Origin of the sequence: Escherichia sp. E2661, assembly GCF_004745185.1 — a bacterium.
Lineage (GTDB): Bacteria > Pseudomonadota > Gammaproteobacteria > Enterobacterales > Enterobacteriaceae > Escherichia.
Map to the genome: position 1 here is coordinate 1 of NZ_PDIG01000025.1, position 18277 is coordinate 18277.

General features: G+C 52.4%; 19 protein-coding genes. 2 read left to right on the plus strand and 17 right to left on the minus strand.

The genetic code is table 11. The features are described from left to right. Positions 1-202: 202 nt before the first annotated feature. The 4 genes from dolP to lpoA are packed head-to-tail and all read right to left on the minus strand — an operon-like array spanning position 203 to position 3787. Complete coding sequence (gene dolP, locus CRI63_RS12740) at positions 203-778, minus strand: division/outer membrane stress-associated lipid-binding lipoprotein (RefSeq protein WP_000646037.1); 576 nt, start codon at positions 776-778, stop codon at positions 203-205. Positions 779-787: 9 nt separating this feature from the next. After that, entirely contained in the window at positions 788-1378 is a 591-nt protein-coding gene (diaA, locus tag CRI63_RS12745; RefSeq protein ID WP_001158034.1) for a DnaA initiator-associating protein DiaA, read from the minus strand. A gap of 19 nt (positions 1379-1397) precedes the next feature. Further along, a complete protein-coding gene (locus CRI63_RS12750) occupies positions 1398-1793 on the minus strand; it encodes a YraN family protein (RefSeq protein WP_130219225.1) in 396 nt (131 codons plus the stop codon). Further along, positions 1751-3787, minus strand: coding sequence for a penicillin-binding protein activator LpoA (gene lpoA / locus CRI63_RS12755; protein ID WP_135519701.1), 2037 nt, complete (start codon positions 3785-3787; stop codon positions 1751-1753). The genes CRI63_RS12750 and lpoA overlap by 43 nt, the downstream gene beginning before the upstream one ends. A gap of 64 nt (positions 3788-3851) precedes the next feature. On the opposite strand from lpoA, the gene rsmI reads away from it, so the two are divergent. Beyond that, the gene (rsmI, locus tag CRI63_RS12760) at positions 3852-4715 is read left to right on the plus strand and encodes a 16S rRNA (cytidine(1402)-2'-O)-methyltransferase (RefSeq protein WP_135487194.1); all 864 of its coding nucleotides are present in this window, start codon (positions 3852-3854) and stop codon (positions 4713-4715) included. Positions 4716-4769: 54 nt separating this feature from the next. Here rsmI and CRI63_RS12765 read toward each other — a convergent pair whose 3' ends face one another. From CRI63_RS12765 to kbaZ, 12 genes are all read right to left on the minus strand, one after another. Then, positions 4770-5537 carry a galactosamine-6-phosphate isomerase gene (locus CRI63_RS12765; RefSeq protein ID WP_135519745.1) on the minus strand — a complete coding sequence of 256 codons (768 nt, stop codon included), beginning with the start codon at positions 5535-5537 and terminating at the stop codon, positions 4770-4772. Between the two features lie 174 nt (positions 5538-5711). Then, the gene (gene agaD / locus CRI63_RS12770) at positions 5712-6503 is read right to left on the minus strand and encodes a PTS galactosamine transporter subunit IID (RefSeq protein WP_130204630.1); all 792 of its coding nucleotides are present in this window, start codon (positions 6501-6503) and stop codon (positions 5712-5714) included. Then, complete coding sequence (gene agaC / locus CRI63_RS12775; protein WP_130204632.1) at positions 6493-7296, minus strand: PTS galactosamine transporter subunit IIC; 804 nt, start codon at positions 7294-7296, stop codon at positions 6493-6495. The genes agaD and agaC overlap by 11 nt, the downstream gene beginning before the upstream one ends. A gap of 38 nt (positions 7297-7334) precedes the next feature. Then, positions 7335-7811, minus strand: a complete 477-nt coding sequence (agaB, locus tag CRI63_RS12780; protein WP_130219231.1) for a PTS galactosamine transporter subunit IIB — start codon at positions 7809-7811, stop codon at positions 7335-7337. Positions 7812-7977: 166 nt separating this feature from the next. Further along, the gene (gene kbaY / locus CRI63_RS12785) at positions 7978-8838 is read right to left on the minus strand and encodes a tagatose-bisphosphate aldolase subunit KbaY (protein ID WP_135519703.1); all 861 of its coding nucleotides are present in this window, start codon (positions 8836-8838) and stop codon (positions 7978-7980) included. 12 nt (positions 8839-8850) lie between these two features. Continuing rightward, positions 8851-10005 carry an AgaS family sugar isomerase gene (locus CRI63_RS12790; protein ID WP_135519705.1) on the minus strand — a complete coding sequence of 385 codons (1155 nt, stop codon included), beginning with the start codon at positions 10003-10005 and terminating at the stop codon, positions 8851-8853. 350 nt (positions 10006-10355) lie between these two features. Next, positions 10356-11489, minus strand: a complete 1134-nt coding sequence (gene nagA / locus CRI63_RS12795; protein ID WP_135519707.1) for an N-acetylglucosamine-6-phosphate deacetylase — start codon at positions 11487-11489, stop codon at positions 10356-10358. After that, a complete protein-coding gene (agaF, locus tag CRI63_RS12800; protein WP_000948824.1) occupies positions 11486-11920 on the minus strand; it encodes a PTS galactosamine/N-acetylgalactosamine transporter subunit IIA in 435 nt (144 codons plus the stop codon). The genes nagA and agaF overlap by 4 nt, the downstream gene beginning before the upstream one ends. A gap of 17 nt (positions 11921-11937) precedes the next feature. Further along, positions 11938-12816: a PTS N-acetylgalactosamine transporter subunit IID gene (agaE, locus tag CRI63_RS12805; protein ID WP_001295548.1), complete on the minus strand. Its 879-nt coding sequence runs from the start codon at positions 12814-12816 to the stop codon at positions 11938-11940. Next, the gene (gene agaW, locus CRI63_RS12810; RefSeq protein ID WP_000406209.1) at positions 12806-13585 is read right to left on the minus strand and encodes a PTS N-acetylgalactosamine transporter subunit IIC; all 780 of its coding nucleotides are present in this window, start codon (positions 13583-13585) and stop codon (positions 12806-12808) included. Before agaW ends, agaE begins: the two co-directional genes overlap by 11 nt. A gap of 10 nt (positions 13586-13595) precedes the next feature. Further along, a complete protein-coding gene (agaV, locus tag CRI63_RS12815; protein WP_001352914.1) occupies positions 13596-14069 on the minus strand; it encodes a PTS N-acetylgalactosamine transporter subunit IIB in 474 nt (157 codons plus the stop codon). Between the two features lie 22 nt (positions 14070-14091). Continuing rightward, the gene (kbaZ, locus tag CRI63_RS12820) at positions 14092-15372 is read right to left on the minus strand and encodes a tagatose-bisphosphate aldolase subunit KbaZ (RefSeq protein WP_135519709.1); all 1281 of its coding nucleotides are present in this window, start codon (positions 15370-15372) and stop codon (positions 14092-14094) included. A 248-nt stretch (positions 15373-15620) separates the two neighbouring features. Here kbaZ and agaR point away from each other — a divergent pair, with 248 nt between their 5' ends. Beyond that, entirely contained in the window at positions 15621-16445 is an 825-nt protein-coding gene (gene agaR, locus CRI63_RS12825) for an aga operon transcriptional regulator AgaR (protein ID WP_000072186.1), read from the plus strand. 51 nt (positions 16446-16496) lie between these two features. On the opposite strand, the gene garD is transcribed toward agaR, so the two are convergent. After that, entirely contained in the window at positions 16497-18068 is a 1572-nt protein-coding gene (garD, locus tag CRI63_RS12830) for a galactarate dehydratase (protein ID WP_135403910.1), read from the minus strand. Positions 18069-18277 lie beyond the last annotated feature (209 nt).

The window sequence follows — 18277 nt, forward strand, 5'->3', positions numbered from 1 at the left end:
CAGTCAACGGGACAGTCGGATGCGGCGTAAACGCCTTATCTGACCTACGTTTGTATCGTTGTAGGCCTGATAAGACGCGGCAAGCGTCGCATCAGGCAACGGCAGTCGGATGCGGCGTAAACGCCTTATCTGACCTATGTTTTGCATCGTTGTAGGCCTGATAAGACGCGGCAAGCGTCGCATCAGGCATTACAAGGGGCTGCTATTTAATAAACGTAAACGCCGTGGTCACACGCTTCACGCCGCTCACCCGGCTGGCAATATCTGCCGCTGCTTTCGCTTCACGTTCAGTCACCAGCCCCATCAGGAACACTTCACCATTTTCGGTGGTCACTTTCACGTTGGACGATTTCACCAGATCGCTGGTTAAGAGCTGCGAACGCACTTTGGTGGTGATCCACGTATCGTTAGACGCTTCGCCCAGACCAATCGGCTGGCCCTGACGAATCTCGTTATACACTTCATTCGCGCCATCTACGCCCATAGCAATCTGTTTGGCGCGAGCCGAAAGTTCAGAGTTTGGTGACTGCCCAACCAGCAGCACTTTGCCCTGATAGGCCGTTACATTAATGCGCGCTTCTTTCTTAATCTGTTCGTCTTTCGACAATGCGCTGTTCACGCGCACTTCCAGAGTACCATCGTCCACCTGGGTACCGACACTGCGTGGGTCAGTTGCGGCTTTGGTACCCACAGCAGCGGTACCCACTACGGCAGCGGCAACACAACCTTGCAACAGCAGCGCGGAAATAAGGACTGCGATTGGCGATAATGCCTTCATGTATTCTCCTTAATCATCCTGGTGAGGGAAAAGCGTGTTATCGATCAGATCGCACAGGCAATTTACCGTCAGCATATGCATTTCCTGAATGCGAGCACTACGATGCGAAGGAATGCGGATCTCCACATCCTGTGGCCCTAACAAACCTGCAAGTTCGCCGCCGTCATAGCCGGTTAATGCCACAATGGTCATATCACGCGTAACGGCGGCTTCTACCGCTTTTACAATATCGCGGCTGTTGCCACGGGTGGAAATGGCTAACAATACATCTCCCGCATGACCCAGCGCCCGCACCTGTTTTGCATACACTTCATCATGTAAGCGATCGTTGGCAATCGCCGTTAAGACAACATTATCAGTATTTAGTGCAATGGCAGGTAGGCTGGGCCGCTCCGTTTCGAAACGGTTGATCATGCTGGCAGCAAAATGCTGTGCGTTGGCAGCGGAGGTTCCATTACCACAACAGAGGATTTTGTTGCCATTGAGCAGAGACTGAACCAGCGTCATGGCTGCACGGGAGATGGCATCCGGAAGCGCCTCTGCCGCCGCAATTTGAGTTTGAATGCTTTCAGTGAAGCAAGCTTTAATTCTTTCTTGCACGCTAATCCTTAAACCTTAATTATGAGTGGTCATTAAAGGCATCCTTAATCCACTCAACCTCATTCCCGGTGAAGGCTACCACATCGAACCGGCAATCCACAGTATCAAAACTCCCATTATGACGCGCGAGCCACAAGCGGGCAGTCTGTAATAATTTGTGTTGTTTGCTGCGGGTCACACTGGCTACCGCGCCGCCGTATAGGGCAGAGCGGCGGTAGCGCACTTCGACAAAAACGGTGGTCTGGCCTTCACGCATTATCAGATCGATCTCGCCGCCACGCTCGTTCACGTTAGCGGCGATAAACCGCAGTCCTTTGCCTTCCAGCCAGCGACGCGCTTGCGCTTCCCACGCATCGCCGGTCTGTTTAGTGGTTAACTGGCGGGGACTACCTGACCTTGTTGGTACTGTAGCCATGATAACTTCCTGTTAATCACGCAATCCGGGTTAGCCGTCAGACCTCCGGTATTACCGTTGATTTCAAAACCCTGAACCTGGCGCATTTGTGAGAAATGATTTGCCAGCGACCATGCATCAACACCCATTGCATACATGCGAGCCAGCGAATAATCGTTATTCACTGCGCTTAGTGCCTGCTGCATTAACGGTAGATTACCGCCTGCCAGCATCGGGATCTCGCTGTACTGTAATCCTTCCATCTCAAGTCGGAAATCAGGGCCAGCAGAGCCTTGTGCGCTGCGGGAACTGGCGTACAGCGTTGCGCCGCTATGACTGCCGTTACGCATGGCGATCATTGGTTTGACGAAAGCGATTTCGCCTGGCGTTGCCACAATATAGACCGCGTCGACACGACCACCGTTATTAGTGAACTGGTCATCGGTTGGTGTGGTTTGCAGCGTCGGATTGTTTGTGGTCATGCCGGAATCGGTTGTCGCTCTGGGGGTAATCGGGCTACCCGTTAAGGCGATGCCGGAGCCGCCGTTCACGCCCGCGCGTAATTCGCTGATGGAACCAAATTTTTGTTGCAGAACGGTGCCGCCACCCAATTTCTGCCACTCTTGCGCGAAGGCGTTTGCTACGCGGTCGCCAAGCGAACTGCGCGGGATCAGCACCAGTGGCGCCTGTTTCCCCTGGTCACGAATATGACGTGCCGCATCGCGTGCTTCATCTTCCGGCGATAGCGCGAAATAACAGATATTAGCGCGGTTTTCGATATTTTCCGGCTGATTCAGCGCCAGAACGTTCAGTGGCGTGTTGCTCTTCAGCAACTCCTCAACATTATTTTTCAGCAGCGGACCGACCACAATGCTCGCGCCGTCCTGCTGAACCTGGCTTAAGATCTGGCTAAGCGGTTGTGAAGAGGTATCGTAGATTTTCAGTTCTGCGGCTGGATTCGCTGGCGTGCTTACCGCCGCAGTACTTGCCGCAGGGGCGCTTACAGGCACCGGCTGCGCTGCGGTTTCTTCACCCGTTAGATCGTTAACCGAGGCTTGTGCCGGGCTGGCAACGCCATCCACGGTTTGTGGCTGGGGTTGTTCTGCTACGTCAGCGGCAGGTGCGGTAGCTACCTGGGCGGTCACTGGCTGAGTGCCAATGTTTTTCGCCGCTTCAAAGCCTTGCTGAATTGTGCGACCAAATACCGCAGCCTGACCATTCAACGGCAGCAGCAGGGCGATTTTATTGGTTGACGCTGGTTTGAACGCTTTTACGTTTACCAACTGTGTTGGCAGCATTTTCGCGCCCGGGTTGTTCGGATAACGTTTTTGCCAGTCGGCGATCCCGGCTTTCATCATGTTGGGATCGTTACGGTTATCAAACCAGACGCGTTGCAGATCCAGCCAGCCTTGCAGGATATTTTCGTCGGCGTTAATCACCAGCGTATTCGCCTGCTGTTGGGTCATGGACGATAGCGCTTGCCAGGTAGCATCAATATTCTGTTGCTTTTCCTTCGCGCCGAGCAGAGGTTCCTGGGCGACTAACGCACGCAGTAATTCCATGGAAGGACGTCCCTGGCTGGCATCGATTTTCGCCTGCCAGTAGCGCGCTTGCTGGTTTTGTTCTAAATCGGTCGGCGTGATTTTTGCCAACAAGGTCTGTGCACCAGTAAAATCTTTTTGCGCCAGCTTGATTTCTACCGCCAGCAGCGTTTTCTCGCGACGCTGGGTATCGTTTAGTTCTTGCGGTAGCTGATTAAACAATTCTACCGCTTGCCCGGTTTTGCCTTCTTTCACCAGTGCACGAATGGCGAGTAATTGCCAGTTGATCCTGGTATCATCAGAGCTTTGCTGCATCTGCTGAAGATAAAAGGCAGAATCGGCCTGCGCCGTCCCCTGCATGTAGGCAGTGGACTGATCGGGGGTATGGGTGCCACAACCGGCGAAAATCAGGGCTGCCAGAACAACAGGCAGACAACGCGCGGCTTTCAAACGAGAAAATGTTGAGGGTACCATAATGTATCCAGTGATATTTTTTTTACGCAATGCTCAATATTAAATCGGCAATACGGACGACACAATGAAACAACACCAATCGGCGGATAATTCTCAAGGCCAGCTCTATATTGTACCTACGCCAATCGGTAATCTGGCGGACATTACCCAGCGTGCGCTTGAGGTATTGCAGGCCGTTGATCTGATTGCTGCCGAGGATACCCGTCATACCGGTTTACTGCTGCAACATTTTGGCATAAACGCCCGGTTGTTCGCGCTTCATGACCATAATGAACAACAAAAAGCCGAAACGCTGCTGGCGAAGCTACAGGAAGGGCAAAACATTGCGCTGGTTTCCGATGCCGGGACGCCGCTGATAAACGACCCGGGCTACCATCTGGTGCGAACCTGCCGTGAAGCGGGAATTCGCGTAGTGCCACTACCGGGGCCGTGTGCTGCCATCACTGCGTTAAGCGCCGCGGGTTTACCATCAGATCGTTTTTGTTATGAAGGCTTCCTGCCTGCCAAATCAAAAGGCCGCCGCGATGCGTTGAAAGCCATTGAAGCGGAACCACGTACGCTGATTTTTTATGAATCGACCCACCGTCTGCTAGATAGCCTTGAAGATATCGTTGCGGTATTGGGCGAATCGCGCTACGTGGTGCTGGCACGTGAGCTCACCAAAACCTGGGAAACCATTCACGGCGCGCCCGTTGGCGAGCTGCTGGCGTGGGTCAAAGAAGATGAAAACCGTCGCAAAGGCGAAATGGTGCTGATTATCGAAGGCCATAAGGCGCAGGAAGACGACTTACCCGCCGATGCACTGCGCACGCTGGCGCTGTTACAGGCCGAGCTTCCGCTGAAGAAAGCGGCGGCGCTGGCGGCAGAAATTCACGGCGTGAAGAAAAATGCGCTGTATAAGTACGCGCTGGAGCAGCAAGGGGAGTGATTTGATTACAGGCGTCGCAGCAGGAATAGAGCTACAACGCCTGTACCAGGCGAGTTAACGACGACACATCTCATCAATCACGCATGTGAAATGGTTATGCAGCCATAAAAACGAAGCTGGGATAGCGGTGGAGACTTTAGCCGTGAGAAAACGTTCTGTCGCATCCTGCTTTCCTTCGCCTGTCACCAGCAACAAAACTTCGCGGGCAGTGAGAATATCCTTCAAGCCTAAGGTGATCCCACGGGTAACGGGGCGACCCGCGGTTTTTAACATCTCGTGTTGCTGTGTTCTGGCATCAAGTTGGCTGATATGGCAGGTCGGTTGCAGGCTTTCTCCCGGCTCGTTCAGCCCCAGATGACCGTTTTTCCCCAGTCCAAGTACGCACAAATCGATACCACCTTTAAGCGCAATCAGGTTTGTCACCCGCTCACACTCCGTCTCGTTAATATCTTCAGAGCGAAAGCTGATGAACTGGTCTTCACGTAGCCCCAGTGGCTGTACGATATGTTGCTGAAGGAAGGTCTCGCAGGTGCCGGGCAGGGTTAATGGCAGATCCACCCATTCGTCGAGCTTGACGAAGGTCAGCTGGCTGACATCAACGTGCTGCTGGTGGATTTTTTCTACCAGATAATGATACGTCAGTAATGGCGTGGCTCCGGTCGCCAGGCAGATCACGGCGTTCGGTTTACTACGAATCACACCCAATAAATATTCGCTGGCGCGTTCACTTAACGCCGTATAGTTTTCAACTTGCTGAAGGATTTGCACAGGATGAAATTCCTTAAGTAAAGAGGCTCCGTCAGGTGCGATGCTCAGACCGATGGCAAATGCAAAATTGCCAGATGCGCTATGCTTAACAGGCCTACATCGTTTCTGCAATATATTGAATTTGCATGATTTTGTAGGCCGGATAAGGCGGTAACGCCGCATCCGGCATGAACAAAGCGATCTTTGTTAACAATCTGAGGCACCGCCAGATGCAGTGTCTCGTTTTATTTATAAAATGCCGAAGGCGGAACAAACTATGGAAAGCACAAAAGTCACGCCAATTAACAGCACCGGATGCGCTTTTTTCACCCGCAGGAAGTAATACATCAGCAGGGTATAAGCCATCGGCAAAATATTCGGGAAGACTTTATCGAAGAAATCCTGCTGCAGCGCGACGCTGTGGGTACTGTCGATAGCAAACGACGTCACCACGTTAATATGCACATATGAAGCGATCAGCCCGCCAATTACCGTGATCCCGAGGATGGTTGCCGAACGGGCGATCATCTGCGAGTTTTCTCTAACTTTATCGATAGCCTTTACGCCGACCGAATAACCAACGTGGGTCCAGCCGACGCGGAGGAAAAAGATAATCAGGTACACGGCGAAGAACAGAATCGGCCCCAGCAGGTTTCCCTGGCTGGCAAATGATGAGCAAATTCCCGCCATAATCGGCAACAAAGTGAACCAGAAAATCGCATCGCCAATCCCGGCGATTGGGCCAAACAGTGCCACTTTCAGACCTTTAATGGTGTCGCGGTTTTCCCCTTTCTCTTCCATCGAAATTAACAATCCCATCAGGAATCCGACCAGATTCGGATGGGTATTAATAAATTCGAGGTTATCTTTCATCGCCGCGCTTAAGCCCGGTTTGTCGTCCTTATAAATCTTTTTCAGGATCGGCAACATCGCCCAGGTAAAACCGCCCGCCTGCATCCTTTCGTAGTTAAAGCTCGCTTGCAGGAGTGACGAACGAAAGCCCAGACGGGTGATATCTTTTTTACTGATTTCAGATCCCATTGCTGTAGTCCTCTTCTTCATTTTTACTGGCAACGGGCTGCGGTTGCGCTTGTTGCCGGGATTTCGCATTGAAAAACTCATACACCGCAAAGCCTGCGCCCAGCACGGCAACCGGCAACAGGTTGCTGACCTGGATGTAGCAAACAAACAGGAAACCAGCGATCAGGTAAGGGATATATTGCGCTTTGAACATCACGCGCAGCAGCAGACCAAAACCAACGGCAGGTAGAATGCCGCCAGCCACTTCAAAGCCGTGGGTCAGCCAGGCGGGCATCGCCTTCACCAGCGCCTGCATCGCGCCCTGCGCTAGGTAAGTACAGAGGAAAGCAATTACCGCATACGCTAAAGCGACAATCAGCATCGTTGTCCAGTTAAGTCGGGAAAACGCTGCTGTATCCGCCTCTTTCGCGCATTTATCGGCTTTGGTCATAAATAATGAGAAAGCGGAATAGAAGAACAGAATGACGTACTGCATTAACAAACTAAACGGCAGGCCAAGACCAATTGCCGTTTTGGCATCGACGCCCGTAGACCACGCAATGACGGTAGTCATTAGCCCTGCCATAATCGGGTTGGGCGGCTGAACACCACCGGCAGGGGTTAATCCGGCGAAAGCCAGCTCTGTCAGACCACCGGTAATTAAACCGGTCTGAATATCACCGAGAATAGCGCCAGTGAGGGTACAAACGATTATCGGGCGGAATAAAAATAAGGCTTCCAGCCAAAAATCAATCCCCAGAACGAAAACTAACGCCGCCAGGGATAGCCCCTGAATTAGGGTTATTTCATGCATTTTTATTACCTCAAACCAATATTAAGGCGATTTTAAATTTAGTCAGGAATTTGTTCTTTTTGATCGCCGGGGACGTCCTGGATAAAAACATTTACGCCGCGTTGTTTAATAAAATGTAAGTCCGTGAGATCTTGAGAATCGACATACACTTTACTGCTGATTTGCTTTTTCCCTTCCGAGAAATGCATATTACCGACGTTGACATCTTTCAGGTCAATACCACCTTCGACCAATTTACGTACCGTTTGTGGCGTCCGGCAAATCAGGAAGATCTTCTGATGCGGCGCAGCTTTGCCGATAACATTAATGGTTTTTTCGATAGTAAAGAAACGAATGCCAAAGCCGTAGGTTTCCGCGGTAATCCCCATCAATTTCTGTTGAATATCATCGTTCGCGACGACATCATCTACGACCACCAGCAGATTCGCACCGATAGTGGATGTCCAGGTCACGCCAACCTGGCCATGAACCAGACGGTTATCAATACGGGTTAAGAGAATATTTGGACTGCTCATTGTGTAATCCTCACCATAAAGTTGAATAATATAATCTTTTTAAATATATTATTGTTGCGATATTGTACTGATGTATTTATTAAGGTTTAGTTATCTCCTTTACCATTAAGGCACTATCCGATATTAATCGGGCAGTGCATTCTGAAAAATCGTATAAAATTAATGATTACGCGGAAATTCGATTCGCTGAACCACAGACATTAATTTTATTTCTGACGACTTCTTTCATCGCATCCATACCGACACGCATATAATAACGAGGATCATTACCCTGCGGATTTTCCGCAAACCAGGCTTTTACCGCACCTGCGAAGGCAATTTTCAATTCCGTGGCAACGTTCACTTTTGTTACACCAAGCTCAATAGTGCGGCGGACAAATTCATCAGGAACATCGCTGGCACCATGCAGCACCAGAGGAACATCCACCACTTCACGAATTTCCGCCAGCCGCTGGAAATCAATCTTCGGCGTTTTGCTGTATAAGCCGTGCGCCGTACCAATCGCTACCGCTAGGCTGTCGACGCCAGTCAGTTCGACAAAGCGTCTGGCTTCTTGTGGGTCGGTCAGGAACGCGCTTTCGGCGTCGACGCTCATGTCATCTTCAACACCGCCCAGACGGCCCAGTTCTGCTTCCACGCTGCAATCCTGCGAGTGACAGAAATCGACCACTGATTTCACCAGCTTCACGTTCTCGGCAAACGGGAAGTGGCTGCCGTCGATCATCGCACTGCGTACGCCTGCGTGGACTTTTCGGCGAATATCATCGAGTGATTCGTGGTGGTCGAGATGCAGCGCCAGCGGCATGTTGTAGGTTGTGGAATAGGCGCTACACAGAGCGTAAATCTCTTCTAGCGCAATATGTTTAAAGGTCCCCGGCGTCCCGGCGAGGATCACTGGCGATCGCATTTCGCTACATACTTCGAGGATCGCCTGGATCGTCTCGGCGTTATGAATGTTAAAGGCTGGCACCGCGTAGCCATTGGCCTGGGCGTCCTGTAACAGATATTTGGTGGAGATAATGCTCATAATGCGATCCTCTTATGCCTGCCACGGATGAATGATTACGCCTTGCACCACGCGGTTTACGGTGCCACTGGCTGATGGGGTATCCGGCGTATTGCCCATGTGCAACGACTGCATCAGTGCAAACGTCTGGGCGTACATCAGGAAGCAAAATGCCTGTTCAACGTCGATAAAGTGACGGGATGGCGGCAGGATGATATGCGGGCCAGCGGCGATAACGTCGGTGCTTTCCGCGGCGATGGCGATTACGCGCATTGCCTGGTTGTCACGGCGGAGTTCTGCCAGCAGATCAAGATCATACTGACGGGTGTAAGGGTGGCTGGAGATAAACACCACCACCAACGTTTCGTTATCGACCAGCGATTTCGGGCCATGACGGAATCCGGTCGGGGAATCATAAAAGGCCGCCAGCTTACCCGCCGTCAGTTCCAGCACTTTCAGCGCCGACTCGCGTGCTGCGCCCTGTAAGCCACCGCTGCCGAGATAAACGATCCGTTTCCACGGTGCGTAACCAAACACACCTTCGCTGAAATCGCCCAGTGAGGTCAGGATCGCCTGGCAACGATCCGCCACATCGCGGAAGGTTTGGCCGTTGATCGTCTCAGGTGCGAAAACCGCAAGGCAGCTGGCCATCATGGTGGTAATGCTGCTGGTCATCGCAAAGCCGCGATCGTGTGTTTCTGCGGGCATCAGCAGGGCGAACGCGTTGTCGCTGTTGATCGCGTTTTGGTAAAGAGCGCCCGCTTCGTTGCAGGTGATCGGCAGGTGATAGCATTCTGGTACAAACTGATTCGCCAGCTCCACGGCGGCGACGCTTTCCGGGCTGTTGCCGGAACGCCCGAAGGAGATCAACAGCAGCGGATGAGCTGGGTTCAGGTAGTCCATCGGATTGGTGACCAGATCGGTGGTCGGTACAGCGCTGAAGTTTCTGCCGGTATGGCTGGCAAGCCACGGCGCGATGATGTCACCGATAAATGCCGATGTTCCGGCTCCGGTCAGGATTACCCGCAGATCCTCTTTGCGCAATAACGGTTCAAGGAAGTTATTGAGCGCGGAATGTAGCGCGTCGATGTTGGTGAGTGAACGGATCCATGCGCGAGGCTGATGGCGGATCTCTTCTTCAGTCCATGTGCCGGTGGTCGCGGCAGCAGGGGTGTAATTTTCTGGCATAACTCAATCCTTAGTCTGATGAACTTGACTTCCGGCGTGGTAGCTTTCGCTTGCCTTTCGTTTCATTTCACTTAGTGATTTCTTTCGTTGATTAAAATCTATAGAAAAGAAACTGAAAGTTCAATGGAGAAAAAGGAAATAAAACGAAATCTGTGATCGTTGAAAGAAAAGATAAGGGAAGCAAAAGGGATTTCCGGATGCGGCGTAAACGCTTTATCCGGCCTTACGGTCACCAACTGTAGGTCGGATAAGACGCGTCAGCGTCGCATCCGACACCACTGCTCAGATCAAAACGAAAGAAAAAGAAAGGCCTTACGGGGGAAGTGAAGGCCCAACAACGGAGCAAACAATTAAAACGAAGCTAATTGACCCTGAACCCAAATTTGTTGCACATGCAGCCCGCTATCCAGCGCAACGACGCTGGCGCGTTTGCCCGGTTTAAGCGATCCCAGAACACCATCAATACCCAGCATTCGCGCCGGATGCAGCGACGCCATATGGATGGCTTCCGCAGGCGTTACGCCCGTCAACTCGACCATGTTGCGCACTGCCGCATCGACAGACAGCGTACTGCCCGCCAGCCCACCGGACGCGGTACGGACAACGCCACCGCGCATCTGCACATCTTCACCACATAACGTATAACGACCATCCGGCATCCCGGCTGCCTGCATCGCGTCGGTGATCAGTACGATTCTCTCTTTCGCACAGCAACAACACAGCGACATCGCCGCCGGATGCACATGATGCCCATCGGCTATCAGTTCCAGCCAGGCGCGCTTGTCCGTTAATCCCGCGCCAACCATTCCCGGTTCGCGGTGATGTAAACCTGTCATCCCGTTATAGCAATGCACCAGGCCGTCGGCACCAGCATCAAACGCAGCGCAGGTTTGTTGCCAGGTTGCTGCGCTATGCCCCAGCATCACCCGTACGTTTTGCTGTTTAAGATGACGAATGGCTTGTAACGCGCCCGCTTTTTCCGGTGCCAGCGCCACCACGCGTAAGGTGTGCTGAGAAACGGCAATCAATTGATCCAGCTCGGCAATTTCAAGCTCGCGGAACAGCTCCGGCGGATGCGCGCCTTTATTCTGCGGCGTGAAGTACGGTCCTTCGAGATAACTCCCCAGCACTTGCGCACCAGGTCCGCCGCGTTGGCAACGTTGAGCAATACGTTTCAGCGCCGCATGAATGGTATTAAGCGGCGCGGTTACGGTGGTCGGTAACCAACTGCCGACACCTTCGCGTGCCTTGTGCATTGCCAGCTTGTCGAGTACATCCGGCGCGTCATCCATCACATCAACGCCCGCACCACCATGTACATGGGTGTCGATGTAAGCGGGGCAGAGCAGTTCCGCATCGCGTTCAGTCACGCCCACTGGAATCGGTTCGATTGCTGCGATTACACCGTCAGCAATACGCAACTGATGGTCATCGAGCCATCCCTCTTCAGTCAGCAGCCTTCTGGCGCGCAGAACGTGTGTCATATCCCTTCCTCGACCGGACATTCCTCATGGCAGCGGCCTAACTCGTCCACCAGACTGGTCAGCCCACGATGTCCACACTCCAGCGCCTGCACACGGAACTCTTCACCGCTTAACCCTTCGCGCTCCAGCACCATCTCCAGTAGCAGTTGCAAATTGGTGCCGGTGATCACTTCACAGCCCGGTTTTTGCATCGCCAGCGTTGACGCTACGCGAAACGGCGTGCCGCCCAGCAAATCCGTCAGAAAAACAATGCCGTCTTCACAATCCAGTTGGGCAATGGCCTCTTCAAGCTGCGATGTAAGCAGCGCGGTGCTTGAGGTTTCGGGAAAATCGATGGCAATAAACTGTGATTGCTCGCCGAGGATTTGCTTCATTGCTTTTTCCATGCCGCTGGCAAATCCGCCATGCCCTGTCAAAATAATACTTAACATCTAATACCTCATTGTATTTAAAGGAAATGACAGAATTTACCGACGATGCCGAGAACCACGGTCACCGCAATCAGGCGCAGCGGACTCCAGCCGCGGCGTACCAGCCAGAACATGGTCAGGGTGTAGACCAGCGGTAAGAAGGCAGGCATCAATTTGTCGATAACATCAGCCTGTAACTTAACCACTGCGTCGCCTGCCGTGATTTCCAGCGTGGTACTTAAGCGAACATAGGTTGCCACCAGCGCACCGATTACCGTCATCCCAACGATAGACGCTGCATGGCCGACTTTTTTGGTATTCGCTTTAATCAGCGGGATCGCTGCCACGCCCATTCGATACGCGTAATGCGCAAGACCAAAACGCAAACCAAGATGCACCACGTTGAACAGCACAATAAAGACGACTGCGCCGAGAATAGAGCCTTGTAGTGCGAGGCTTGCACCTATCCCGCCACAAATCGGCAGTAGCGTTAGCCAGAACATCGCATCGCCAATCCCGCCAAGTGGCGCACCGACGGCAATTTTGGTGCTCTGAATACTGTTAACGTCCTGCTTAGAACGCTCCATCGCAAGGATAATGCCGATAACAAACGTCACCAGAAATGGATGGGTATTGAAGAAACCCATATGCCCCTTCATGGCGCGCGCCAGGTCGCGTTTATTAGTGTGGATCTTTTTCAGAGCAGGCAGCAGACCGTACAACCAGCCGGAAGCCTGCATACGTTCGTAGTTAAAAGAAGCCTGTAACAGCATGGAACGCCAGGCGACGCGGTTGATATCTTTTTTCGTCAGCTCCGCGCCAATGCTCTGATCTTCATACACGTTTTCATTGACGCCAGTCAGCAATGTTTCTTCGTTTTCACTGACGTTCGGCAGGGTGGTTTGATTAGATGCCATCTTCAAATTCCTCTTTCTGTGCCGCAGGTTGAGTCGGTTCAGGAGATTTACGCAGCAGGTCGATCAGCGCCATCGCCAGCGCAGCGGCAGCAATAGCCAGCACCGGCAGCTTGAGCCAGGCGGCGGCAACAAAGCCCAGGATGAAGTAGGGGATGTAGACGTTTTTCATCATGATTTTCAGCAGCACGGCAAAACCGATTGCTGGCATGATGCCGCCCGCGACGCCGAGGCCGTCGATTAATCGTTGCGGCAGGACATCAATGATGGTTTTGGCATGTTCCGCGCCGAAGTAGATAGGCAGGAAAGCGCAGAGAAAATAGAAGATGCCGAGCGCCAGCAGCGCCAGATAGTTCACACGCTCAATGCCGCGTGTATCGGCGTTCTCCGCCATTCGGTCGCAGCGGGACATCACGCCAGACATCACCGAGAACAGGAAGGTAATCCCCATCTGTACTGCGACAGCGAAAGGTACGGCGACACCGACCGCGACATCGGGTTTCACGCCAGTAGTAATGGCAAACGCCGTGCCGACGATAGTACCGATAATCACGTTAGGCGGCTGTGCGCCCGCCAGAGGGGCCAGCCCCATCCACACCAGTTCCAGCGTACCGCCGGTTAAAATACCGGTATGCAGATCGCCAAGTACCAGCCCGACCAACGGGCCGAGAACCACCGGGCGGTGCATATGGGTTAAGCCGTTAAACATATCCAGGCCAGCGATAAAGGCGATAATGCCCAACGCAAATGCCTGCAACAGACTGATTTCCATGATGAATCCCTCAAAGTAATTTAAAGAGGTCCACAGCAGGCTCTGTCGGGACGCCCTGAACGAAGCATTCCACCCCAGCGGCTTTCAGGTCGTTAAATGCTGCGATATCGCCCGCATCCACAGAAACCGTTTTGGCGATTTGCTGCTTGCCATTGGCGTAGTGCATATTGCCAACGTTAATGCGGCTAACCGGGACGCCACCTTTCACCAGCGTCAGGAAATCGGCGGGTGTTTTACAAACCAGCAGGATTTTCTGCCGATCGGCGGCGCGATGAATGTTGTCGATAACTTTTTGCAGCGTCCAGAAACGTACGGCGATCCCTTCTGCCAGTACCATTTCCATCAGGTTTTGTTGTACCGGATCTTCGGCAACCTCATCATTGGCTACCAGCACCAGATTTGCCCCCGCAAATCCGACCCACTGAACGCCGACCTGACCGTGAATCAAGCGTTCATCAATCCGGCTTAAAACAATATTTGGCATAGCGTCTTCCTCTTTGTTTTGGTTATTGGCCTTCACAGGCTGTGTGGTACTGCGCCAGGATGTCCTGAATGTGGTTGATAATTAACGCCCGTGGCGTTGGCTGCAGCTCGCCGGAGCGAACTTTCACATACTGCAGCGGCAGATACTGGCTAATGAGCGGCAGCGGAATAGGCGCATCCGCCAGATTACGAACCAGATGGGCGAAAGCGTCATCAATCTGGCTGTCCGGCCAGTAGTAACGCACGCGATCCGAATAGCTATAACCACGCGCCAGACGACGCGCGTTGCCGTCACCGTGGTAGTGGCTTTGCCAGTATTCCGGGCGGTCGAGCATCACGTTTTCCATCACCTGACGCAGACCAGAGCAGGCTTTTGCTGGCACCAGTTCTTCTTCAATCGCTGCCAGAGAGAACAGAGCTTCACGCAGAGCAAAGGTCAGCGCCGGGCCAACTTTCAGAATGGCAAAGTGGTCAATCACCAGCTGGCGCAGCGATTGCGGCGTTTGATAATCGGTAGAGTGCGCTTCGAAAATCAGCGTTTCGTAGTTTTCGACCATCTGGCTTAAGGCGGTCGCTTTGGCGGGCTGATAATCAATAACGTTGGTGTGATCGAATTCGACGCCAGGCTGAACTACCAGCGCAATGATGCGCGGCCAGATGGCATTCAGACCTTGCTTTTCAAAAGCGTGACGATGGGCTTCCAGCGTGGCGCGGGCGGCATCCGGCGTGGTGACAGCCAGTTCGCTTAAGGTTTCATGTGCGCCGCCAGGCACCGGAACTTCGGTGCCAATGACATACACCAGATCGGCCTCGCCAAAATGTTCACGGCAGGTTTCTTCCGCCACTTTCGCCAGACGAGCGGCGCGTTCGGCAACGATGCCATCGGTTAAGGGAACCGGATCGTCCTGACAGGACATGCTGCAATCAAGGTGAATTTTTTTGAATCCTGCCGCGACGTAGCTTTTAATCAAATCATCGGCATTGGCCATCGCCTGAGCGGCAGGCAGGTTTTGCCAGCGGTTTGGCCCCAGATGGTCGCCACCCAGAATCAACGCGTCCTGTGGGAAATTCAGCGAGTCAGCAAGCTGGCAAACAAAGCCGCGAAAATCGGCTGGCGTCATTCCGGTATAACCGCCGAACTGGTCCACCTGATTGGACGTCGCTTCAATCAGTAGCGGCGTTTGGTTTGCACAGGCGTAGCGGATTGCAGCTTCCAGCACCAGCGGATGTGCGGAACAAACGGCATAAATCCCATTTGTTTTGCCCTCTTTATGCTGTCTCACCATTTCTGTCAGATGTTTCACTTTCCTCTCCAGTTCAGATTACTGCAACTTTAATCTTTCGTTTTGTTTCAATTGATACTGCGACATGGTGAGATAAAAATAAAACGAAAGATAATAGTTTTCTGATCTGATTCACAAAAGAAACATAATGAAAGCCACTGAAACGAGCGTAGCTTGCGTCAATGGGCAAGGTGGGCTTGCAATTGCTTAATAGAAAGGCGTTAATAGGCAAAACGAAATGAAACGAAAGTTTTACGAAAGGACTTACTATGAGTAATACCGACGCTTCAGGCGAGAAGCGAGTGACAGGCACCAGTGAGCGACGAGAGCAGATCATTCAACGCCTGCGCCAGCAAGGAAGTGTGCAAGTTAATGATCTATCGGCATTGTATGGTGTATCTACTGTGACGATCCGTAACGATCTGGCGTTTCTGGAAAAGCAGGGGATCGCTGTGCGAGCCTATGGGGGCGCGTTGATCTGCGATAGCACGACGCCGTCAGTCGAGCCATCAGTGGAAGATAAAAGTGCGCTCAACACGGCGATGAAACGCAGCGTTGCGAAAGCTGCCGTTGAGTTGATTCAGCCAGGTCATCGGGTGATCCTCGACTCCGGGACCACCACTTTTGAGATTGCTCGTCTGATGCGCAAGCACACTGACGTAATTGCGATGACCAACGGTATGAACGTGGCCAATGCTTTGCTGGAAGCGGAAGGCGTTGAGCTGCTGATGACCGGCGGGCATTTGCGCCGTCAATCGCAATCTTTTTACGGCGATCAGGCTGAGCAATCGCTGCAAAATTACCACTTCGATATGCTGTTTCTTGGCGTAGATGCTATTGATCTGGAGCGCGGCGTCAGCACGCATAATGAAGATGAAGCCCGTTTAAACCGCCGGATGTGCGAAGTTGCGGAACGGATCATCGTGGTCACCGATTCCAGTAAGTTCAACCGCTCCAGCCTACATAAGATCATCGATACCCAGCGGATCGACATGATCATTGTTGATGAAGGCATTCCTGCGGATAGTCTGGAAGGACTGCGAAAGGCTGGGGTTGAAGTGATTCTGGTCGGGGATCACGCGTCTTCGCTGTGACTCAATATGCCCGATAAACGTGTGCTATCGGGCATAATACGAATTGAATTATCAGGTCACCGGTGCCGGGTTAAACACCGCCAGCTGGTTATGCAGTCCCCATTGATCCGAGAAGGTTTTCTTCTTCCCGCTGGCGACGTCGAGAATAAAGTGGAACAGCTTCCAGCCCACCTCTTCAATGGTTTCTTCGCCGGTAGCGATGGTGCCTGCGTTGATATCCATTAAGTCAAACCAACGGTTTGCCAGCTCGGTGCGGGTCGCCATTTTAATGACGGGTACCGCCATCAGGCCATACGGCGTGCCGCGACCGGTCGTAAACACTTGCACGGTGATACCCGAAGCCACCTGTTGCGTGCCACAGACAAAATCGCTGGCTGGCGTCGCGGCGTAAATTAATCCGCGTTTAGTCGGGCGTTGACCAGGCGACAGCACTTCAACAATTGCGCTTTTACCCGATTTAGCAATGGAGCCGAGTGCCTTCTCTACCACGTTTGCCAGACCGCCTTTCTTGTTGCCCGGCGAAGGGTTGGCGCTGCGGTCGGTTTTTCCCATATTGAGATAGTTATCGTACCACTCCATCTCCTCCAGCAGCCGTTTGCCGACCTCTTCGTTAATGGCGCGCGGTGTCAGTAGATGAATCGCGTCACGCACTTCCGTTACTTCTGAAAACATCACCGTTGCACCGCAGCGCACCAGTAAATCAGACGCATATCCAACCGCCGGGTTTGCCGTTACGCCAGAAAAGGCATCGCTGCCACCGCACTGCATGCCGACAACCAGTTCTGAAGCCGGACAGGTTTCTCGCTGCCGTTGATTCAGTTTGTGCAAATGGCGTTCGGCGACCTGCAAAATATCCTCGACCATGGACTGAAAACCGACATGCTTTTCATCCTGCAAGCTGACAATGCTGGCGCTTTCTACTGGAATAGCTTGCACATCATCCGTTCCAATCAGCAGGCGTTCAGGCTGTAACTTTTCACAGCCCAGGCCAATCACCATCACTTCGCCGCCAAAGTTAGGGTTCAGCGAGATATTGTGAATGGTACGGATAGGCACAACTGCCGCCGGTGCGTTAATCGCCACGCCACAACCGTACAAATGATTCAGTCCCACCACGCCATCGACGTTCGGGTATTTTGGCAGCAGATCGCGCTCAATGATTTTTACTACGTAATCCACCACGCCTGCCACACAGTGGACGCTGGTGGTAATGCCGAGCAGGTTTTTGGTACCCACGCTACCATCAGCATTGCGATAGCCCTCAAAGGTATAACCTTCCAGCGGCGGTAAGGGTTCCGGGACTTTGGTTGCCAGTGGTAGCGTGTGTAACGGCGGCGCTTCCGGTAGTACTACCATTGATTCGTCGATCCAGCTTCCGCGTGGGATTGCGCGCACGGCGTAACCAATCACTTCGCCATAACGAATAATTTCACCATTAGCCGGAATGTCCAGCAATGCGACTTTATGCCCCTGAGGAATATGTTCAATTAATTCCAGTCCGTCCGGAAAACGCGTTCCTGCTTTCAGGCCATTATCATTAACAATAATTGCCACATTATCTGTGTCGTGAACTTTTATATAAAACGCAGTCGGCGTTTCTTGTCTGATTTCGATGTTGGCCATTGTGCAATATTCTCCAGCCAGGGGTTATTAAAATGAGGGCCTGGCCTCATTTAAAAATAAATGACTTCATTGGGTGAAATAAGAATGTCAGGAGTTTAAACGCAGAAATGTGATCAATGTCAATCATTTCAGGGATTGCAGTACCGCCCGGCAAGGCAATGCGTAAATCTGTGCTTTAGCGCGCAACCTTATGTGCATATGCTCAAAAT